Source organism: Streptomyces stelliscabiei (assembly GCF_014873495.1).
Lineage (GTDB): Bacteria > Actinomycetota > Actinomycetes > Streptomycetales > Streptomycetaceae > Streptomyces > Streptomyces bottropensis.
The window spans coordinates 1,292,970-1,308,406 of sequence record NZ_JADBGF010000001.1 but is presented as its reverse complement, the minus strand read 5'-3'; the positions used below and the strand labels follow the sequence as shown (position 1 = coordinate 1,308,406).

Below are 15,437 nucleotides of genomic sequence, written 5' to 3'. Positions count from 1 at the left end.
GTGCCCCTCACGACGACCGGTGCACTGATCACCGGGGCCACCGCCACGCACGTCGCGGTGGCCTCGTTCAACGTCATCACCCTGGAGCACGTCGAGGCGGTCGTCGCGGGCGCCGAGACCGCCGCCGCGCCCGTCGTCCTCCAGGTCAGCGAGAACGCGGTCGGGTTCCACGGCGGCGACCCCCTCCCGCTGGCCCGCGCCGCGTCCGCCGTCGCCGAGCGGGCGGCCGTGCCCGTCGCGCTCCACCTCGACCACGTCCGGAGCGAGGACCTGCTGCGCCGGGCGGCGGATGCCGGCTTCAGCTCCGTGATGTACGACGCGTCGCGCCTGCCCTACCTCGACAACCTGGCCGCGACCCACGCCGCCGTGCAGTGGGCGCACGGCCAAGGGCTGTGGATCGAAGCCGAGTTGGGGCAGGTGGGCGGCAAGAACGGCGCGGCGCCGCTCGACGCGCACGCACCCGGAGCCCGTACCGACCCCGACGAGGCGCGGGCCTTCGTGGCCGACTCGGGCGTGGACGCGCTCGCCGTCGCCATCGGCAGCTCGCACGCGATGACCACCCGCACCGCCGCTCTCGACCACGTCCTCCTGCGACGGCTGGCCGGCGCCCTGGACGTCCCCCTCGTCCTGCACGGCTCCTCCGGCGTCCCCGACGACGAACTGCGCCGGGCCGTCGCGGGAGGCATCGCCAAGGTCAACATCGGCACCGCGCTCAACATCGCCCTGACCGGCGCGATCCGGGAGTACCTCGACGCCCGCCCCGAGGCGGTGGACCCGCGCCCCTACCTCACCGCGGGCCGGTCGGCGATGGCGGACACGGTGGCCCGCCTCATCCGCGTCCTGCGCACGGAAGAGGCCGTCCCCTCCGCGTAGCCGTCCCGCACACGCCCGGCGGCGAGCCCACGGGGCCGGTACGGGCGCCTCCGGACGGCCCGCACGTGTCCGTTCCGCAGGGGAATGCGACCGTCCCGCGAAGTGTGGCGCCCGGGGCCCCGAATGTGACGCCCGTCACTGGTATTTTCCGGTCATGCGGGAGACGGAGATCCACCTCGGTGAGCCGCCGGTCGTCGCCCTCATCGGTGTCGGCGTGCACGGCGTCGCGAGCCGCACGGACGTGTTCCGGCTGCCGGAACTGTGGCAGCTGCACCTCTACCAGTACGAGGGGGAACTGACGGTCGGCGGCACGGTCCACACCATCCGCCCCGGCCGGGTCAGCCTCGTACCGCCCGGCACCACGGTCCGCTACCGCTACCGGGGCCGCTCCGAGCACCTCTTCGCCCATCTGCGCATCACTCCCGCCGGACCGCCCCGCACGGTACCGGTCGTGCAGGACGCCGGACCCGAACTCCCGGCGCTCACCGGCCTGTTGCTACGAGCGGTGGCCGCGGCCCCGAGCGAGCCGGACCGTGCTCGGGCCGAGATCTGGACCACCCTGTGGCGCGTCGCCACGCTGACCCCGCCCGCCGCGCCGGGCCCCGGCCCGCACCCGGCGGTCACCGCCGCCGTCGCCCACATCGAGGCCCACCTGGCCGCGCCGCTCACCATCCCCGAGGTGGCCCGCGCGGCCGGGGTCTCCCACAACCACCTGACCCGCCTCTTCCGCGCCGAGACCGGCGGCACGGTCGTCGCCTACATCCGCCGCCGCAGACTCGAACGCGCCCACCACCTGCTGCGCGCCACGACCCTCTCCATCCCCGCCGTGGCCGCCTCCGTAGGCATCCCCGACCTCCAGGCCTTCAACAAGGCCTGCCGCCGGGAGCTGGGCGCCTCACCGCGCGCCCTGCGAGGAGCCCCCTCGCCGGCAGCGGCCGCTAACCCCGCCTGACCGCCTTCAGCACCACGAACTTGGCGTCACCGGCGACGACTTCACTGTTGCCGAAGATCCGCCGCAGCGTCACGTGATAGCGCAGGTGACGGTTGCCGACCACCCACAGCTCACCACCCGGCCGCAGCGCCCGCCGCGCGCCGGCGAACATCCGCCGGGCCGTGGCGTCGGTCGTCGCCTGGTGGGAGTGGAACGGCGGGTTGTTGAGAACGAGATCGACGCTTCCCGGCGGGAACTCCTCCAGCCCGTCGCCGACCCGGAACTCGGCCGCGTCGTCCGCGCCGGGCCGGTTCGCGCGGTACGTCGCCTCCGCCGAGGCCACCGCCTGGTACGACTCGTCGACGAACACCACCTCGGCGCCCGGATCGGCCAGCGCGACCGCCGTGCCGACCACCCCGTTGCCGCACCCCAGGTCCACGACCCGGCCGCCGCCGGGGCCCTTCGGCAGGTGCCGCAGGAAGAACCGGGTGCCGATGTCGAGCCGGTCGGCGCAGAACACACCGGCGTGGTTGACGACCGTCCGCCCGGCCAACACACCGACGTCGTCCGGCAGTCGATAGGTGTACGGCCACGGATCGCCGCCCCGAGCCGCGAGCACGCCCCTTTCCGGGGTGCAGAAGATCAGCCGTGCCTTCTGCCGGGCCAGCGAGGTGCGGGTGGGGCCGAGGATCCGCTCGAAGAGGCGGAGCGTGGAGGTGTGGATCTCCTTGACCATCCCGGTGCCGATCACGACCGTGCCCTCGTGCACGGCGGGCGCCAGCCGGTGCAGCTGGTCCTCCAGGAGCGCGAGGCTCTTGGGGACCCGGACGAGCAGCACGTCGACGCGGTCCGCAGGCGTGTCACGGGTGGTGAGCAGCCGCACGGCGTCCGCCCCGACACCGGCACGCTCCAGATTCGCCCGCGTCGCCTCCCGGCTCAGATACGAGTCGGTGATCTGCGTCGGCCCGTACCGCCCCAGCGCCGTGGTCAGCGCACCCCAACGGTCCCCGACGACCACGACCGCCCCGTCCAACGGCGTCCCGCTCTCCGCGAGATGGCGCAACAGATACGCGTCGGACGCGTCCCAGGCGCGCAGCGGCTCCCGTGGGTCCTCGGGAAAACGGGTCAGGGTGTACTCGCCCCAGGGCGCGGTCATACGGTCGCTCATCGTGCGCCCAGGCTAACCGAGCCGCAGCTCGCGCCTCTTCCCCGAGCGGCCGCGCGGGACCGCGACCCCCGCCCTGAGTCGGTGACGTCGCCACTCGGACCCTCATCCGGCCGACGGTGGCTGTGGGCCTTGTGAGCCCCACCCGAAATCACCCGCGATATCCCTGGTGGACAGGATCGCCACGCCTGTTACTCTTCGGCGTCTTGTCGCACGCGCGTGCGCACACACCACACCACTCGTCGCAGCAGTTCCATTGGGGGAATCCTGTCATGACCCAGTCAGCTCCATCGCCGTCCGAGGGCAACCCTTACGCCCAGCAGCCGTCCGAGGGCAACCCTTACGCCCAGCAGCCGTCCGACGGTAACCCCTTCGCCCAGCAGCCCAACGGCGGCAACCCCTACGCCCAACAGCCGAACGGCGGCAACCCGTTCGCCCAGCAGCCCGGTTCCGGTCTGCCTCCTCAGGCCCCGTTCGCACCCGCGCCGGCGCCGGCCCGCAACAACTTCGCCCTGGGCCTGGTCGCGGCTGTCGTCACGGCGCTGGTCACCGCTGGTATCTACGGCGCGATCGTCGGCGCGACCGAGTACGAGATCGGCTACGCGGCCGTCGGCGTCGGTTTCCTCATCGGCCTCGCGGCGGGCAGGATCGGTGGCACCAACCCGGTCCTCCCCGTGGTCAGCGCCCTGCTGTCGCTGGGCGCGGTCTACCTCGGCCAGCTCATCGGCATCGCGATCTTCTACGCCGACGAAATCGGCGTCTCCGCGACCACACTGTTCACCGAGCACTTCGACGTGGTGACCGACGGCTGGAGCGAGACGGCCGACGCGATGACCTTCCTCTTCCTCGCCATCGGCGCGTTCACCGCGTTCTCCGGCGCGAAGAAGGCCGCCCGGTAGTGACGGAGGCGCCGCGTGCACACGCGACCTCCGCATGAGCATGCGCAGTGCGCGAAGGGGCCCCGCGTCTCCCCGTGACGCTGCCGGTGTTCCGGGCACTGCCGCTTCGTCCCGCTGGTCATCCAGCGGGACGAACTGCTTTCAGGCGAGGCAGGCGAGGCAGGCGAGGCAGGCGATCTGCGTGAAGTCGGAGCGTCACCGACGACGTGTTCTCGACGGCGCCCGGGGTCTCGCCGAGCACCCCGCGGCCGACATCGCACCGCCGGATCCACATCGTGTGGCACCTCGCAGCACCTGGGTTCATGCGTTGCCGAGTTCACCGGTGGGGCTCCCGCGTGGCCCGATATGGTCATGCGCATGCAGCCTCAGCAGCCCACTCAACCGCCCGCCTCGCCGCCCCCACCCGCGCCGACCACCCCGCCGACCGGCGGCAGAGGGCCGCTCGTGGCCGTACTGCTGGTCGGTCTGCTGCTGGGCGGTGGCGGTGTCGGCACGGCCTGGGTGCTGACCGGCTCCGGGGAGAGCCCGGGCTCCAGCTCGGGTCCGGCGGCCGACGCGCAGGGCGCGTGCGCCGCCCTCGCCGGCTTCGACCCCTCCAAGTACACGGCCAAGGGTGACGAGGGCAAGGTGGCGCTCTACCGGTGGAACGGGGCCGTGGTGCTGTCCGAGGCGGCAGCCGCCGCCGACCGGGCGTACAAGCCCCTCGCGGACGCGCTCCGCCGCGCTTCCCGCCGTCAGCAAGTGGTCTTCGAGTTCGACGCCCAGGTCAAGAAGGACATCGCGCAGTCGCGGAAGATTTGCGCGGACCTCTGAGCCTGCCGGCTGCTGCGCGGGAGCATCTGCGGAGATGTGACCGCAGAATCGGCCCTCCCGGCCCTCCCGGCCCTCCCGGCCCTCCCGGCCCTCCCGGCCGGGCCGGCGCGCGCGGTGGCGGACACGCGCGGATCGGTGGGCGATGGTTCCGTACGACAGCGCCCTCGGCGACGACCTGTGGTGGTCGCCCCAGTGTTCGGCGGGACCGCGCCGGCCGGGCAGGGGCCGACCGGTCGGCTGAGCGTCACCCCGCGGGTCAGCGGCTTCGGCGACGCCTGAGGCGCGCCGGGCGGGAGGCCCGGGCGGGGGGCCGATGCCGAGCGGATCATGGGAGACTCCCCCTCATGGACGGGAAGGCGGCCCCCAAGGCGGCGGGCGAAGGGACACCGACGACGCGCACGCGGCTGGACCGGGGGAGGGGCGCGCTCGGTCCGGCGCTGGAGCTGGTGCACACGGGGCGGGCGCCGACCCGTGCCGTGCTCACCGCCGAACTGGGTGTCACCCGGGCCACCGCGGGCGCCGTCGCCGCCGAACTGGAGGCGCTCGGCCTGATCCGCGTCGACGCGCACCCGGGCGCCGCCGCCGGTTCGCAGGGCCGTCCCTCGCACCGTCTGGAGGTCGCCGAGGAGGGGCCCGTCGCGCTCGCCGCCCAGATCCACGCCGACGGCTGGCGCGCCGCGCTGGTCGGTCTCGGCGGCCGGATCGTCACCACCGCGCCCGCCTGCGAGATCGTCGACGCCGATCCTGCGAAGGTGCTCGGCTCGGTCGTCGACGCGGGCGCCGCACTCCTGCGTGAGACCGGCCGGCGGTGTGTGGGCGCGGGCCTCGCCGTGCCGTCCGCGGTCGCCGAACCGGCGGGGCTGGCGCTGAACCCGCTGCACCTGGCCTGGCCGGCCGGGGCGCCCGTCCGGGAGATCTTCGCCGAGCGGGTCCGTGCGGCCGGTATCGAGGGGCCCGCGTTCGCGGCCAACGACGTCAACCTGGCCGCCCTCGCCGAACACCGGCACGGCGCCGGGCGGGGCTCCCGCGAACTGCTGTGCGTGGCGACCGGGCACCGGGGCGTCGGCGGTGCGCTGGTCCTCGACGGCCGTCTGCACACGGGCAGTTCGGGCCTGGCCCTCGAAGTCGGTCACCTCACCGTCAACCCCGAGGGCCGCCCCTGCCACTGCGGCAGCCGGGGCTGCCTCGACGTCGAGGCCGACCCGCGGGCCTTCCTCAGCGCCGTGGGCCGCGACCCCGGCCCCGAGGGCTCCCTGCTCCAGCAGGCCAACGAACTCATCCGCACGCAGTACGCCGACCCGGGCGTCCGCACGGCCGCCGAGGCCCTCATCGACCGCCTCGGCCTCGGGCTCGCGGGCCTGGTCAACATCCTCAACCCCGACCGCATCATCCTCGGCGGCATGCACCGCTCCCTCCTGGACGCCGACCCCGACCGGCTGCGCGCGGTCGTCGCCGACCGCAGTCTGTGGGGGCGGCAGAGCGGGGTCCCTCCGATCCTCGCCTGCACCCTGGATCACAACAGCCTGGTCGGCGCGGCCGAGTTGGCGTGGCAGCCGGTGCTCGACGATCCGCTGGGCGCGCTGGTCTGACGCCTCTCAGCCGGTGCCCGTGCCCCGCAGCATGATCGAGCGGGAGACCACGAACGTCACCGGGACCGCCGCCCCCGACGCGAGCAGGGGAGCGAACCGGTGGCCCGCGTGCAGGACGTCCACGATCAGATAGACACCTGCCGTCGTGAGCAGGAAATTGGTGGCGTTGGTCAGCGGGAACAGCAGGAACTTACGCCAGGTCGGACGGGTGCGATAGGTGAATCTCGCGTTCAGGAAGAACGAGCCCGTCATACTCAGGGCGAACGCGAGAACATGCGCGGCCAGATAGGGAAGCCGCTGGAGGAACAGCAGATAAAGGCCGTAGTAGACCGCGGTGTTGACCACCCCGACCAGGGCGAAAGTGGCGATCTGGCCCGATGTGCCGCGCTTCGTCAAGGGGTGACGCTCGGGGGGTGGCTCCGTGCGCGTCGCCGTCCGCGTCAGCGTATGAGGTCCTTCGTCGTGCCGCACGCCGCGTGCCCCTCCGTCTGCTCCACATCGGTCGCCTTCACCAGGAAGTACGGGCGCCCCTGCACCCCCGATCACCCCGACGATGGTGACACAGCCCGGCGTCTCCACGGCGTCGACGGGTGCGGCGCACGCCGGCGGACCGAGGCCGAGGCCGAGGCGAGGGTGGCACGCGGCGGCCGGTTGTCGATGGAAGCAGCTCCGTCGTGCAGGGCTGCGGCACCGGTGCGGTGCCCCATGACACTCCAGGTCCCCGCCTACGCGTCCGTCCGGCGGCGAGGTCTGGCCACCAGTTCCCCGCCGCAGTTGGGGCAGATCTCGCCCATCGCATCGCCGCAGGGCACGCAGAACGTGCACTCGTAGGAGCAGATGCGGGCCGGGGCGTCGGTGGGCAGGGTCGTTGTTTCGCAGCGCTCGCAGCGGTCGCGCATCTCCAGTGCCATGGGCGGTGCCTTTTCTCGGATCGGGGTGCCGGTGTCGGTTCCCATCCTGGCCCGCGGGCGCTCGGGTCCGGGAGTGCTCAGGTGCGGCGATCTCCGAGGCCGCCGCGTCGCGAACACGGTCGACCCACCGCGCGGTGCCCGGCGCCCGGAAGCGCGAGGAGCGCGCCGGGTGCGGGATCAGCCGACGCTCGAACCCTGGTCGTCGGCGTACGAGCACCTCGTCGACGTACGGCGCGATGGTCACCGCCCGGTCAGCCTGCGACGGCCGACCGGGCGGGAGCGTGTTCGGACCTGCGCCCGCGTGCGGCAGGCCTGCGTCCGGTGTCGTACGGCTGCCCGGTGTCGCAGGGCTGGGCGGCCTCCACCGTCAGTCCGGCGACGTACGGCGAGATCTTCGGCACCGCCGCCGAGGACGCCGGCAGCGTGAACCACACGACCTTCCCCGACTCGCCGTGCGGCCGCACACCCCAGCTCTCGCTCACCGCGGCGACCATCGCGAGACCGCGGCCGCAGGTGGCGAAGGGTTCCGCGTCCTGGACGACGGGGAGGCGGGGGTCGTTGTCATGCACCGAGACCGTGAGCCGGCCGAGGAGCAACTCCATCTCCACGGTGCAGATCTTGTCCGGCTCCGCGTGCCGGTGGACGTTGGACAGCAGCTCGGTCACCCCGAGCGCGGCCCGCTCTATCAACGGATCCAGATGCCAGTAGCGCAATTGCGCAGATACGATTCTGCGGACCTGTCCGATCCGCGACGGCAGGGCTTGGAGCTCCACCGTGCAGTGCCTGCTTTGCTGGCTGATCACGGCTGCGACTCCCCGAAGTTGAGTCCGGAAGAAGATCGGAGTACGGATCCAGCGAGGTGGCTGGGCGAAAAACGCCGCCTGCTGTGGTGCGGCCGCCTGAGACTGCCGCCTGGTGACGGTAGCCGGAGCTGCCGCCTGCTCGCGGGGTGGCTGCGCACGGCCGCCGCCCGCTGACGTGGCCGGCGGGCTGGTTCGCAGCGTGATCGCCGGTAAACCCAGAGTGACGTGAGACCAGAGTGGCCCAGGGGGCCCGGTCCCGCAACTCGCGATGCGCCGACCGGCTGCGAAGGCCCGCTTTCGTAGGCCCATGTCCACAGCCCGCGGCATAGGCCCTCCGCGTAGGGCCTCCCCGTAGGCCCGCCGCGCTGCCCGTTGCGTCAGCCCCGCCCCGCGGCCCTGCGTACCGCCTCTATGAACCGGCGTGCCGAGGGTGGACCTGGCTTCCCCGGAGCCGGGTCGTGCTCGTTCAGTGTGAGCGTGTAACGGGTGCCGTTGACGTCGGCCAACGCCCGGTCCTCGTTGGCGAACCAGGGCTTCGAGGCGCGCACCGCCTGCACCGGGGCGCTGTCGATCTCGCTGCCGTAGCTGGTCAGCAACTGCAGCCGGCCGTCCTCGATCCGGACCTGCCCCGCCCGGGTGAGCTGCCGCAGCCTCTTCCCGATCCGGACGCCCGTGGCCCTGAACTCCGGCTCGGCCATGTATCCCGCCCCCTAGTGCGCGTCGGCTGTCCTGTGTCGTCGTCCGATCCGTCGCGGACCGTGATCCAGTGTGCCCGAGGCCGCCTCCCCCTGAACGGCCCCGGTGGCGTCGGCTCGGCCCGTGCGGTGAAGTCTGCCCGTCCTGCGGGTCGAGCACCAGTGCGCACGGTGGACCGGGGGCGGGGTTCCGGCGCATGCGCGGCATGCGCCCCCCATGCGCCCGGCGCATCCTTGCCACAGGAGTCCCTTTGAGGTGCTCAAAGGGATGTTTATGCAGGTGAGGGGCGTGCTGAAGATGTCTATCATCGGGGTGTCCGACGCCGCGATCCGCCGTCGGCGCAATGCGTGAGGAGCACGCCCGTGAGCACCCCCCACCCCACCCGTCCGGGCGCCACCCTCGACGTCGATCACAGCGACGACGGGTACCGCGGCTGGCTCAAAGAGGCCGTGCGCAAGGTCCAGGCCGACGCCAACCGCTCCGCCGACACCCATCTGCTGCGCTTCCCGCTGCCCGAGACCTGGGGCATCGACCTGTACCTCAAGGACGAGTCGACCCACCCCACCGGCAGCCTCAAGCACCGCCTCGCCCGTTCCCTCTTCCTCTACGGACTGTGCAACGGCTGGGTCCGGCCGGGCCGCCCCGTCATCGAGGCGTCCAGCGGCTCCACCGCCGTCTCCGAGGCGTACTTCGCCAAACTGATCGGCGTCCCCTTCATCGCCGTCATGCCCCGCACGACCAGCGCCGAGAAGATCCGCCTGATCGAATTCCACGGCGGCCGCTGCCACTTCGTGGACGACTCACGGAAGATGTACGAGGAGTCGGCCCGCCTCGCGGGGGAGACCGGGGGCCACTACATGGACCAGTTCACCTACGCCGAGCGGGCCACGGACTGGCGCGGCAACAACAACATCGCCGAATCCGTCTTCCGCCAGCTCCAGTTGGAGCGATTCCCCGAGCCCGCCTGGATCGTGGCCACCGCCGGCACCGGAGGCACCTCCGCGACCATCGCCCGGTACGTCCACTACATGCAGTACGACACCCGGATCTGTGTCGCCGACCCCGAGAACTCCTGTTTCTTCGAGGGCTGGACGACCGGCGACCCGGACGTCACCTGCGACTGCGGCTCCCGCATCGAGGGCATCGGCCGCCCCCGCATGGAGCCCAGCTTCGTCCCGGGCGCCGTGGACCGCATGATGAAGGTGCCCGACGCCGCCAGCGTCGCCGCCGTGCGCGCCCTGGAGCAGGCCATCGGCCGCAAGGCCGGCGGCTCCACGGGGACGGGCCTGTGGAGCGCCCTCAAGATCATCGCCGAGATGGTGGCGGAGGGCCGCCAGGGCAGTGTGGTGACCCTGCTCTGCGACCCGGGCGACCGCTACCTCGACAAGTACTACTCGGACGGGTGGCTGCGGGAGCAGGGCCTGGACATCGCGCCCTACACGGCGGCCATCGAGTCACTCCTGCGTACCGGGGTGTGGTCGGCGCCCCACTAGACCCTTCCGGGCAGGAGCCCGGACTCTTCGGGGCAGAGCGCAGACTCTTCCGTGCAGGGGCCAGCCCCCTGCAAGGCGGGAGCCGTGTCGATCGACGGCTCCCCCCGCGCGGACGCGACCGGCGATACCCCGCAGTGCGCCCCCGCCTTCCGAACGGCGCTCAGATGTCCACGCCGTCGTCGGAGTCCTCCCCGGCCACCACCAGCCGTCGCAGATGCTCCGCGATCTCGGCCCGTGCCTGCGCGGCCAGCCCCGCGTCGGTCACCAGCGTGTCGACCTGCTCCAGCGCCGCGAACGAACTCAGGCCCACCGTCCCCCACTTGGTGTGGTCGGCCACCACGACGACCCGCCGCGCCGACTGCACCAGCCGCCGATTGGTCTCGGCCTCCGCCAGGTTCGGCGTGGACAGACCCGCCTCGACCGATATCCCGTGCACCCCGAGGAACAGCACATCGAAGTGGAGCGCCGCGATCGCCTGATCCGCCACCGGCCCCACCAGGGAGTCGGACGGCGTCCGCACCCCGCCCGTCAGCACCACGGTCGCCGCTCCCTGCCGGGGGCCCGTCGTGCGCTGCGCGGCGTGGAAGACGTCGGCGACCCGCACCGAATTGGTGACCACGGTCAGATCCGGCACGTCCACGAGCCGGTGCGCCAGCGCGTACGTCGTCGTACCACCCGACAGGGCGATCGCCGACCCCGGAGCGACCAGCTCCGCGGCGGACCGCGCGATGTCCTCCTTGGCGCTCAGCTCCAGCCCGGACTTCGCCTCGAAACCGGGCTCGTGCGTGCTCGCCTCGGCCACCGGCACCGCGCCGCCGTGCACCTTCTCCACCGCGCCCTGGCGGGCGAGTGCGTCCAGATCGCGGCGCACCGTCATGTCCGACACGCCGAGTCTGCGGGTCAGCTCGTTGACCCGGACCCCGCCCCGCCGTCGTACCTCGTCGAGGATCAGGGCTCGGCGCTGCTCCGCGAGGAGGTTCTGGTTCTCACTCACGCCCGCTCCGGTCCTCTCGCCCCATCACGCCCGACACGCCTTCCCTACCCCCTCCGACGAGGACATTCCCCCGTCCCCGGTCCCGAGGACGTCCCATATTCGCACGCCCCACCACGGGCGATGCCACTACCTGCACAGTCACGTGCACGTCACGCACCGTTTCTCGCGCCCGTCACTATCACACGGATCGAGGAGATTCGGTGACCACAGGTGTACGAGGCGCCCTCAGCGGCGATCATCAGTGCCTGCACATCACCTGACTTGCGGCGCGTCACGGGGGAAGCGGAACAGTGGATCGTGCGAGGGAACATACGGCACATACGGAACCCAGGGAACATCCGGATCCCGCCGAGACGGAGAAGCGCCCCGAATCGGGCCGGTCGACGCCGGACGGTCCCGCCCTCGAACTCCTCGTCCACGGCGTCGGGGGAACCAGCCCCGACCGCATGCTCGACGATCCGCGCACGGTCCGGATCACCGGCGACGACACGGCCGCCGTCTTCCGGCGCATCGACGACGCCGACGCGGAGGAACGGCCCGCCGACCGCCGGGGCGAGCCCGTCCCCGAGGCCTACGTCTGGTGCAACCTCACCTCCGGCGACGGCTCCCGCGCGCTGTGGCTGTTACTGCTGCCGTTCATGGTCGTCAACCTCGCCCACTGGATGCGGCCCGGCGCCCGCGACCGCCGCCGGACCGTCCGCCTCTACGGCCTCCTGGTCCGGTTGACCGGCCTGACGTTGACCGTCCTGCTCGTCGCGGCCGCCTGCGAGGTCGCGCTCGACCTGACCGCCTGGCAGTGTGCGGGCGCACGCGGCTGTGCGCGGGCGCACACCTGGCTCGGTTTTCTCTCCCCGGCCGTCTCCGACGACGGCTGGTGGAGCCTGCCCGGCCGCCGCCTCGCACTGGCGGCCCTGGTCCCCACCGCCCTGACCGGTCTGCTGTGGTATCTCTCCCACCGCACCTGGAGCGAGTACGAGTCCCAGCGCCCCATGGAGCACGGCGTGACCCGCCCGCAGGACGAGAAGGCGCCGCGCACCGCCTCCGAGGCCGAGGAGACGGCACGCGTCGCCCTCGGTCGGCCCGGCTTCTGGTACGGACGCCGTCTCGTGGCCAGGCTGCGTGCCGCCCATGTGGCGGCCGGCTTCCTGACCGTGGCGGCGGCCGTGGGCACGTCCGCCGCCCGCCAGGACCGCCGGGCGGGCGGTCCCGCCGTCCTGGAACTGCTCGGCTGGCTGCTGAACGCGGCACTCGTCGTGCTCGCCATCGTCGTGGTGTGGGTGGTGTGCCGCCGGGGCCGCAGCGAGCGGCGCCTCGACAAGCGTCTGGACGAGCGGCTGGTACGCGGTCTGCCGGGCGCCTCGATCGCCGTGCTCGTCCTCGCCCTGGTGTACGCCGGGTGGTCACGCCCCGGCTGGCGGTCGGCGGGGCGGCTGCCGGGTGACATGACCTTCGGCGGGATCACGCTGGTGCAGGGTCTGCTGGTCCTCGCGCTCGGCGTCGTCGCGCACCTCCTGTACCGCTCCCGTCCCGACCCGCGCACCGCCCTGTACGGTCTGGCCGGCCCCTCCGTCGCGATGCTCGCCTGCGCGCTCGGCGGTGTGATGTCCGCCGGGGTCGCGCAGCGCGTCGCCGACTGGCTGGGCGGCACCGACGACGCCCTGCCCGGGCCGCCCGTCCTCCTCACCTGGCAGGCCTCCGTGATCCCGCCCTTCCTCCTGGTCGTCCTCGGCCTCCTCGGCTGGCTGGCCCGCCGCACCTGGGTCCTGCGCAGGACGGAGACGGCGGCGGTGGAGCAGGAGTACGACCTGACGCGGGAGCGACAGCGCGAGGAGCGGCCCGGCGAGGAGCACGAGTCCCTGGACGCGGGACGCACCCGCCGTATCGCCCGCACCCGGGCCATGGCCGCGCTCACCGACCGGGCGCCCCGCCTCGTCGGCATCACCTCCACCGTGACCCTGCTGCTCGGCGCGGGCGCCCTGACCGGTGCCCTGGCGACGGGCGAGACACCGGCGCGGGCGGCGCTCGGCTCCTCCGGCTTCGTCGCGGGCGCCGCCCAGGCCGCCCAGGCGCTGGGGTCGTGGCTGATCGGTGTGGGCTTCCTGCTGTTCGTCACCTGGGGGAGGCGGGCCTACAAGGACGCCTCCGCGCGCCGCACGATCGGCATCCTCTGGGACGTCGGCACGTTCTGGCCGCGCGCCGCGCATCCGTTCGCGCCGCCCTGCTATGCCGAGCGGGCCGTGCCCGACCTGACCTGGCGCATGGCCACCTGGACCCGCGCAACGGGCGGCCGGCTCGTCATCTCCGGCCACTCCCAGGGCAGCGTCCTCGCCGCGGCCGCCGCCTGGCAGCTGACCCCGGCGGTGCGCGGACGGGTCGCGCTCCTCACCTACGGCTCCCCGCTGGAGCGCCTGTACGGACGGTGGTTCCCCGCCCATTTCGGCCCCGAGCCGCTGGCCTCCCTGCACCGTGAGATCGACTGCTGGCGCAACCTGTACCGCCTCACCGACCCCATCGGCGGCCCCGTACGCCTGACGAGCCGGAACGGACCGCAGGTCGACGCCGAACCCCTCACCGACCCGCTCGCCTACGGCCGCACCGGCGCCCACCCGCTGCCCGCCCCGATCCTCGGCCACTCCGACTACCAGGCGGACCCGGCCTTCGCCCACGAGCGGCAGGAACTGCTCGCGCGTATCGGCCCGGAGCTGCCGGGACCCCGGCGGTCGTGACCACGGCCCACGGGGGCCGGGCCCGGATCAGTCGTCCGGGCAGGAGACATCCCGCTGAGGCCGCTGTCCCGTGCGGAGGAAGGCGGTCACCGCGCGGTCGCCGCACGCGTTGCCCGTTCCCAGATACGAGCCGTGCCCGCCGCTCTCCACCGTGACGAGCCGGGCACGCTCGCCCAGCGCGGCCCGCAGTTTCAGGGCGCCGGAGTAGGGGGTGGCCGGGTCCCGCCGGTTCTGGACCATGAGGATGCTGGACGGTCCTCGGTCGGTGATCCGGGTCGGCGGCTCCGTCGGACGGTCCTTCCAGAAGGAACACGGCGTGATGTTGACCGGCATCCCGGCCGTGAGCGGATACCGCGTGCGGCTGTCGGACACCGCCCGCGCGTGCCCGGCCACCGACCTCGGCCAGCGCACGTCGTTGCAGATCACCGCCATGATCACCGCTGCCTCCTCGTCGCTCAGCGGTCCGGCCACGTCGGGCGGCAGGACCGGCGTCGCCTTCGGGTCCCGCACCTGCCGGAGGAGCCGGGCCAGGTCGTCGAACGAGTCGTCGGAGTACAGGGCGTTCTGCATCACCTGCCGCAGCCGGTTGCCGGTCAGGGGGACGCCCTCGGTGGTCGTCTCCCTGGGTGTACGGTCCAGGTCGGCCGCCAGGGACAGGAACAACGGCCGTACGTCCTCCGGGCGTTCGGCAAGCCGCAGGCCCGTCGGCTCCTGGGCCGGGTCGGAGGCGAAGGCCGCGAAGTCCGGGAACCGGTCCTCCGCGCCCCGCGCCATGTTCGCCAGCCACCCCCGCGCGACCCGCCGGGGATCGGGGTCGTCATTGCTGTCCAGCACCAGGCGGTCGATCCGCTCGGGGTACTTCTGGGCGTAGACGGCACCCACATAGGTGCCGTACGACATTCCGTACGCCGACAGCCGCTCCTCGCCCAGGGCCTGCCGGAGGCTCTCGATGTCCCGTACCTCGTTGGCGGTGCTGAGGCTGCGCAGCACCGCGCCGCCGTTCGTCGCGCAGGCCTCGGCGATACGCCGGGAGCGGGCCACGTTCTCGGCGATGCCGCCGTCGGCCGCCGGCCAGGACCGCATGGTCACCAGGTGCCGGTCGTCGGCGGAGAGCCCACAGTTCGCCCGCGTGCTGCCGCCCGTGCCGCGCGGGTCCAGGCCGACGATGTCGTAGGTGTCGCCGAGTTCCCGCCGCAGCGCCTCTCCCTTCTGTGTGAGCCGCCTGACACCCGAGCCGCCCGGCCCGCCCGGGATCACCAGCAGGGTGCCGCGCCGTGCCTCGGGGTTCTCGGCCCGTAACCGGGAGACGGCGAGGGTGAGGTGCGGGCCGTCCGGGTCCCGGTGGTCGACCGGTACGGGCAGGTGCGCGCACTCCTGCCCGGCCGGACCGTCGGGCCGTTCGCAGGAACGCCAGGTGAGGACGGGGGAGGAAGGGGCCGTGGTGGCGGACGCCGGGCCGGTGACGCCGGTCAGCGCGGTCGCGGTCGCCGCGACGGACAGGGCCAGGACCAGGGTTCGTCGGGTGCGTGTTCTCATGGGGATCA

At 73.0% G+C, this 15,437-nt stretch carries 14 protein-coding genes; 7 read left to right on the top strand and 7 right to left on the bottom strand.

Annotation, left to right across the window (positions count from 1 at the left end; all coding sequences use genetic code 11):
* Together H4687_RS05660 and H4687_RS05655 are read left to right on the top strand one after the other, a co-directional pair.
* A complete protein-coding gene (locus H4687_RS05660) occupies nt 1-873 on the top strand; it encodes a class II fructose-bisphosphate aldolase (protein WP_046913890.1) in 873 nt (290 codons plus the stop codon).
* Between the two features lie 154 nt (nt 874-1,027).
* Entirely contained in the window at nt 1,028-1,825 is a 798-nt protein-coding gene (locus H4687_RS05655; protein ID WP_046913889.1) for an AraC family transcriptional regulator, read from the top strand.
* Here the strand turns inward: H4687_RS05655 and H4687_RS05650 are convergent.
* Nucleotides 1,812-2,972, bottom strand: a complete 1,161-nt coding sequence (locus H4687_RS05650; RefSeq protein ID WP_046913888.1) for a methyltransferase — start codon at nt 2,970-2,972, stop codon at nt 1,812-1,814. The genes H4687_RS05655 and H4687_RS05650 overlap by 14 nt on opposite strands.
* 269 nt (nt 2,973-3,241) lie before the next feature.
* Here H4687_RS05650 and H4687_RS05645 point away from each other — a divergent pair, with 269 nt between their 5' ends.
* The 3 genes from H4687_RS05645 to H4687_RS05635 all read left to right on the top strand — a co-directional run bounded on the left by H4687_RS05645 (nt 3,242) and on the right by H4687_RS05635 (nt 6,270).
* A complete protein-coding gene (locus tag H4687_RS05645) occupies nt 3,242-3,868 on the top strand; it encodes a hypothetical protein (RefSeq protein WP_046913887.1) in 627 nt (208 codons plus the stop codon).
* A gap of 357 nt (nt 3,869-4,225) precedes the next feature.
* Entirely contained in the window at nt 4,226-4,681 is a 456-nt protein-coding gene (locus H4687_RS05640) for a hypothetical protein (protein WP_225966611.1), read from the top strand.
* Nucleotides 4,682-5,025: 344 nt separating this feature from the next.
* A complete protein-coding gene (locus tag H4687_RS05635) occupies nt 5,026-6,270 on the top strand; it encodes an ROK family protein (protein ID WP_046917941.1) in 1,245 nt (414 codons plus the stop codon).
* Nucleotides 6,271-6,276: 6 nt separating this feature from the next.
* Here the strand turns inward: H4687_RS05635 and H4687_RS05630 are convergent, their stop codons facing one another.
* The 4 genes from H4687_RS05630 to H4687_RS05615 all read right to left on the bottom strand — a co-directional run bounded on the left by H4687_RS05630 (nt 6,277) and on the right by H4687_RS05615 (nt 8,682).
* Nucleotides 6,277-6,666 (bottom strand): GtrA family protein, encoded by a 390-nt coding sequence (locus H4687_RS05630; protein WP_046917942.1) that lies wholly within the window; start codon nt 6,664-6,666, stop codon nt 6,277-6,279.
* 329 nt (nt 6,667-6,995) lie between these two features.
* Nucleotides 6,996-7,181, bottom strand: coding sequence for a DUF1272 domain-containing protein (locus tag H4687_RS05625; protein ID WP_179860199.1), 186 nt, complete (start codon nt 7,179-7,181; stop codon nt 6,996-6,998).
* Nucleotides 7,182-7,432: 251 nt separating this feature from the next.
* Nucleotides 7,433-7,984, bottom strand: a complete 552-nt coding sequence (locus H4687_RS05620; RefSeq protein ID WP_179860200.1) for an ATP-binding protein — start codon at nt 7,982-7,984, stop codon at nt 7,433-7,435.
* Between the two features lie 377 nt (nt 7,985-8,361).
* Nucleotides 8,362-8,682, bottom strand: a complete 321-nt coding sequence (locus H4687_RS05615; RefSeq protein ID WP_005474746.1) for a hypothetical protein — start codon at nt 8,680-8,682, stop codon at nt 8,362-8,364.
* Between the two features lie 360 nt (nt 8,683-9,042).
* Between H4687_RS05615 and H4687_RS05610 the strand changes: the two genes are divergently transcribed.
* Entirely contained in the window at nt 9,043-10,173 is a 1,131-nt protein-coding gene (locus H4687_RS05610; protein WP_046917945.1) for an L-cysteine desulfhydrase Cds1, read from the top strand.
* Between the two features lie 160 nt (nt 10,174-10,333).
* Here the strand turns inward: H4687_RS05610 and H4687_RS05605 are convergent, their stop codons facing one another.
* Nucleotides 10,334-11,167 carry a DeoR/GlpR family DNA-binding transcription regulator gene (locus H4687_RS05605; protein ID WP_046917946.1) on the bottom strand — a complete coding sequence of 278 codons (834 nt, stop codon included), beginning with the start codon at nt 11,165-11,167 and terminating at the stop codon, nt 10,334-10,336.
* A 290-nt stretch (nt 11,168-11,457) separates the two neighbouring features.
* On the opposite strand from H4687_RS05605, the gene H4687_RS05600 reads away from it, so the two are divergent.
* On the top strand, nt 11,458-13,893 hold the full coding sequence (locus tag H4687_RS05600; protein ID WP_078907065.1) for a hypothetical protein: 2,436 nt from the start codon (nt 11,458-11,460) through the stop codon (nt 13,891-13,893).
* 27 nt (nt 13,894-13,920) lie between these two features.
* On the opposite strand, the gene H4687_RS05595 is transcribed toward H4687_RS05600, so the two are convergent.
* Nucleotides 13,921-15,429 (bottom strand): alpha/beta hydrolase, encoded by a 1,509-nt coding sequence (locus H4687_RS05595; protein WP_225966610.1) that lies wholly within the window; start codon nt 15,427-15,429, stop codon nt 13,921-13,923.
* Nucleotides 15,430-15,437 lie beyond the last annotated feature (8 nt).

Excerpts from the sequence above, each read along its gene's own strand:
- H4687_RS05615 (WP_005474746.1), bottom strand. The coding sequence starts at position 8,682 with ATGGCCGAGCCGGAGTTCAGGGCCACGGGCGTCCGGATCGGGAAGAGG.
- H4687_RS05640 (WP_225966611.1), top strand. The coding sequence starts at position 4,226 with ATGCAGCCTCAGCAGCCCACTCAACCGCCCGCCTCGCCGCCCCCACCC.
- H4687_RS05595 (WP_225966610.1), bottom strand. The coding sequence starts at position 15,429 with ATGAGAACACGCACCCGACGAACCCTGGTCCTGGCCCTGTCCGTCGCG.
- H4687_RS05645 (WP_046913887.1), top strand. The coding sequence starts at position 3,242 with ATGACCCAGTCAGCTCCATCGCCGTCCGAGGGCAACCCTTACGCCCAG.
- H4687_RS05655 (WP_046913889.1), top strand. The coding sequence starts at position 1,028 with ATGCGGGAGACGGAGATCCACCTCGGTGAGCCGCCGGTCGTCGCCCTC.
- H4687_RS05650 (WP_046913888.1), bottom strand. The coding sequence starts at position 2,972 with ATGAGCGACCGTATGACCGCGCCCTGGGGCGAGTACACCCTGACCCGT.
- H4687_RS05625 (WP_179860199.1), bottom strand. The coding sequence starts at position 7,181 with ATGGCACTGGAGATGCGCGACCGCTGCGAGCGCTGCGAAACAACGACC.
- H4687_RS05635 (WP_046917941.1), top strand. The coding sequence starts at position 5,026 with ATGGACGGGAAGGCGGCCCCCAAGGCGGCGGGCGAAGGGACACCGACG.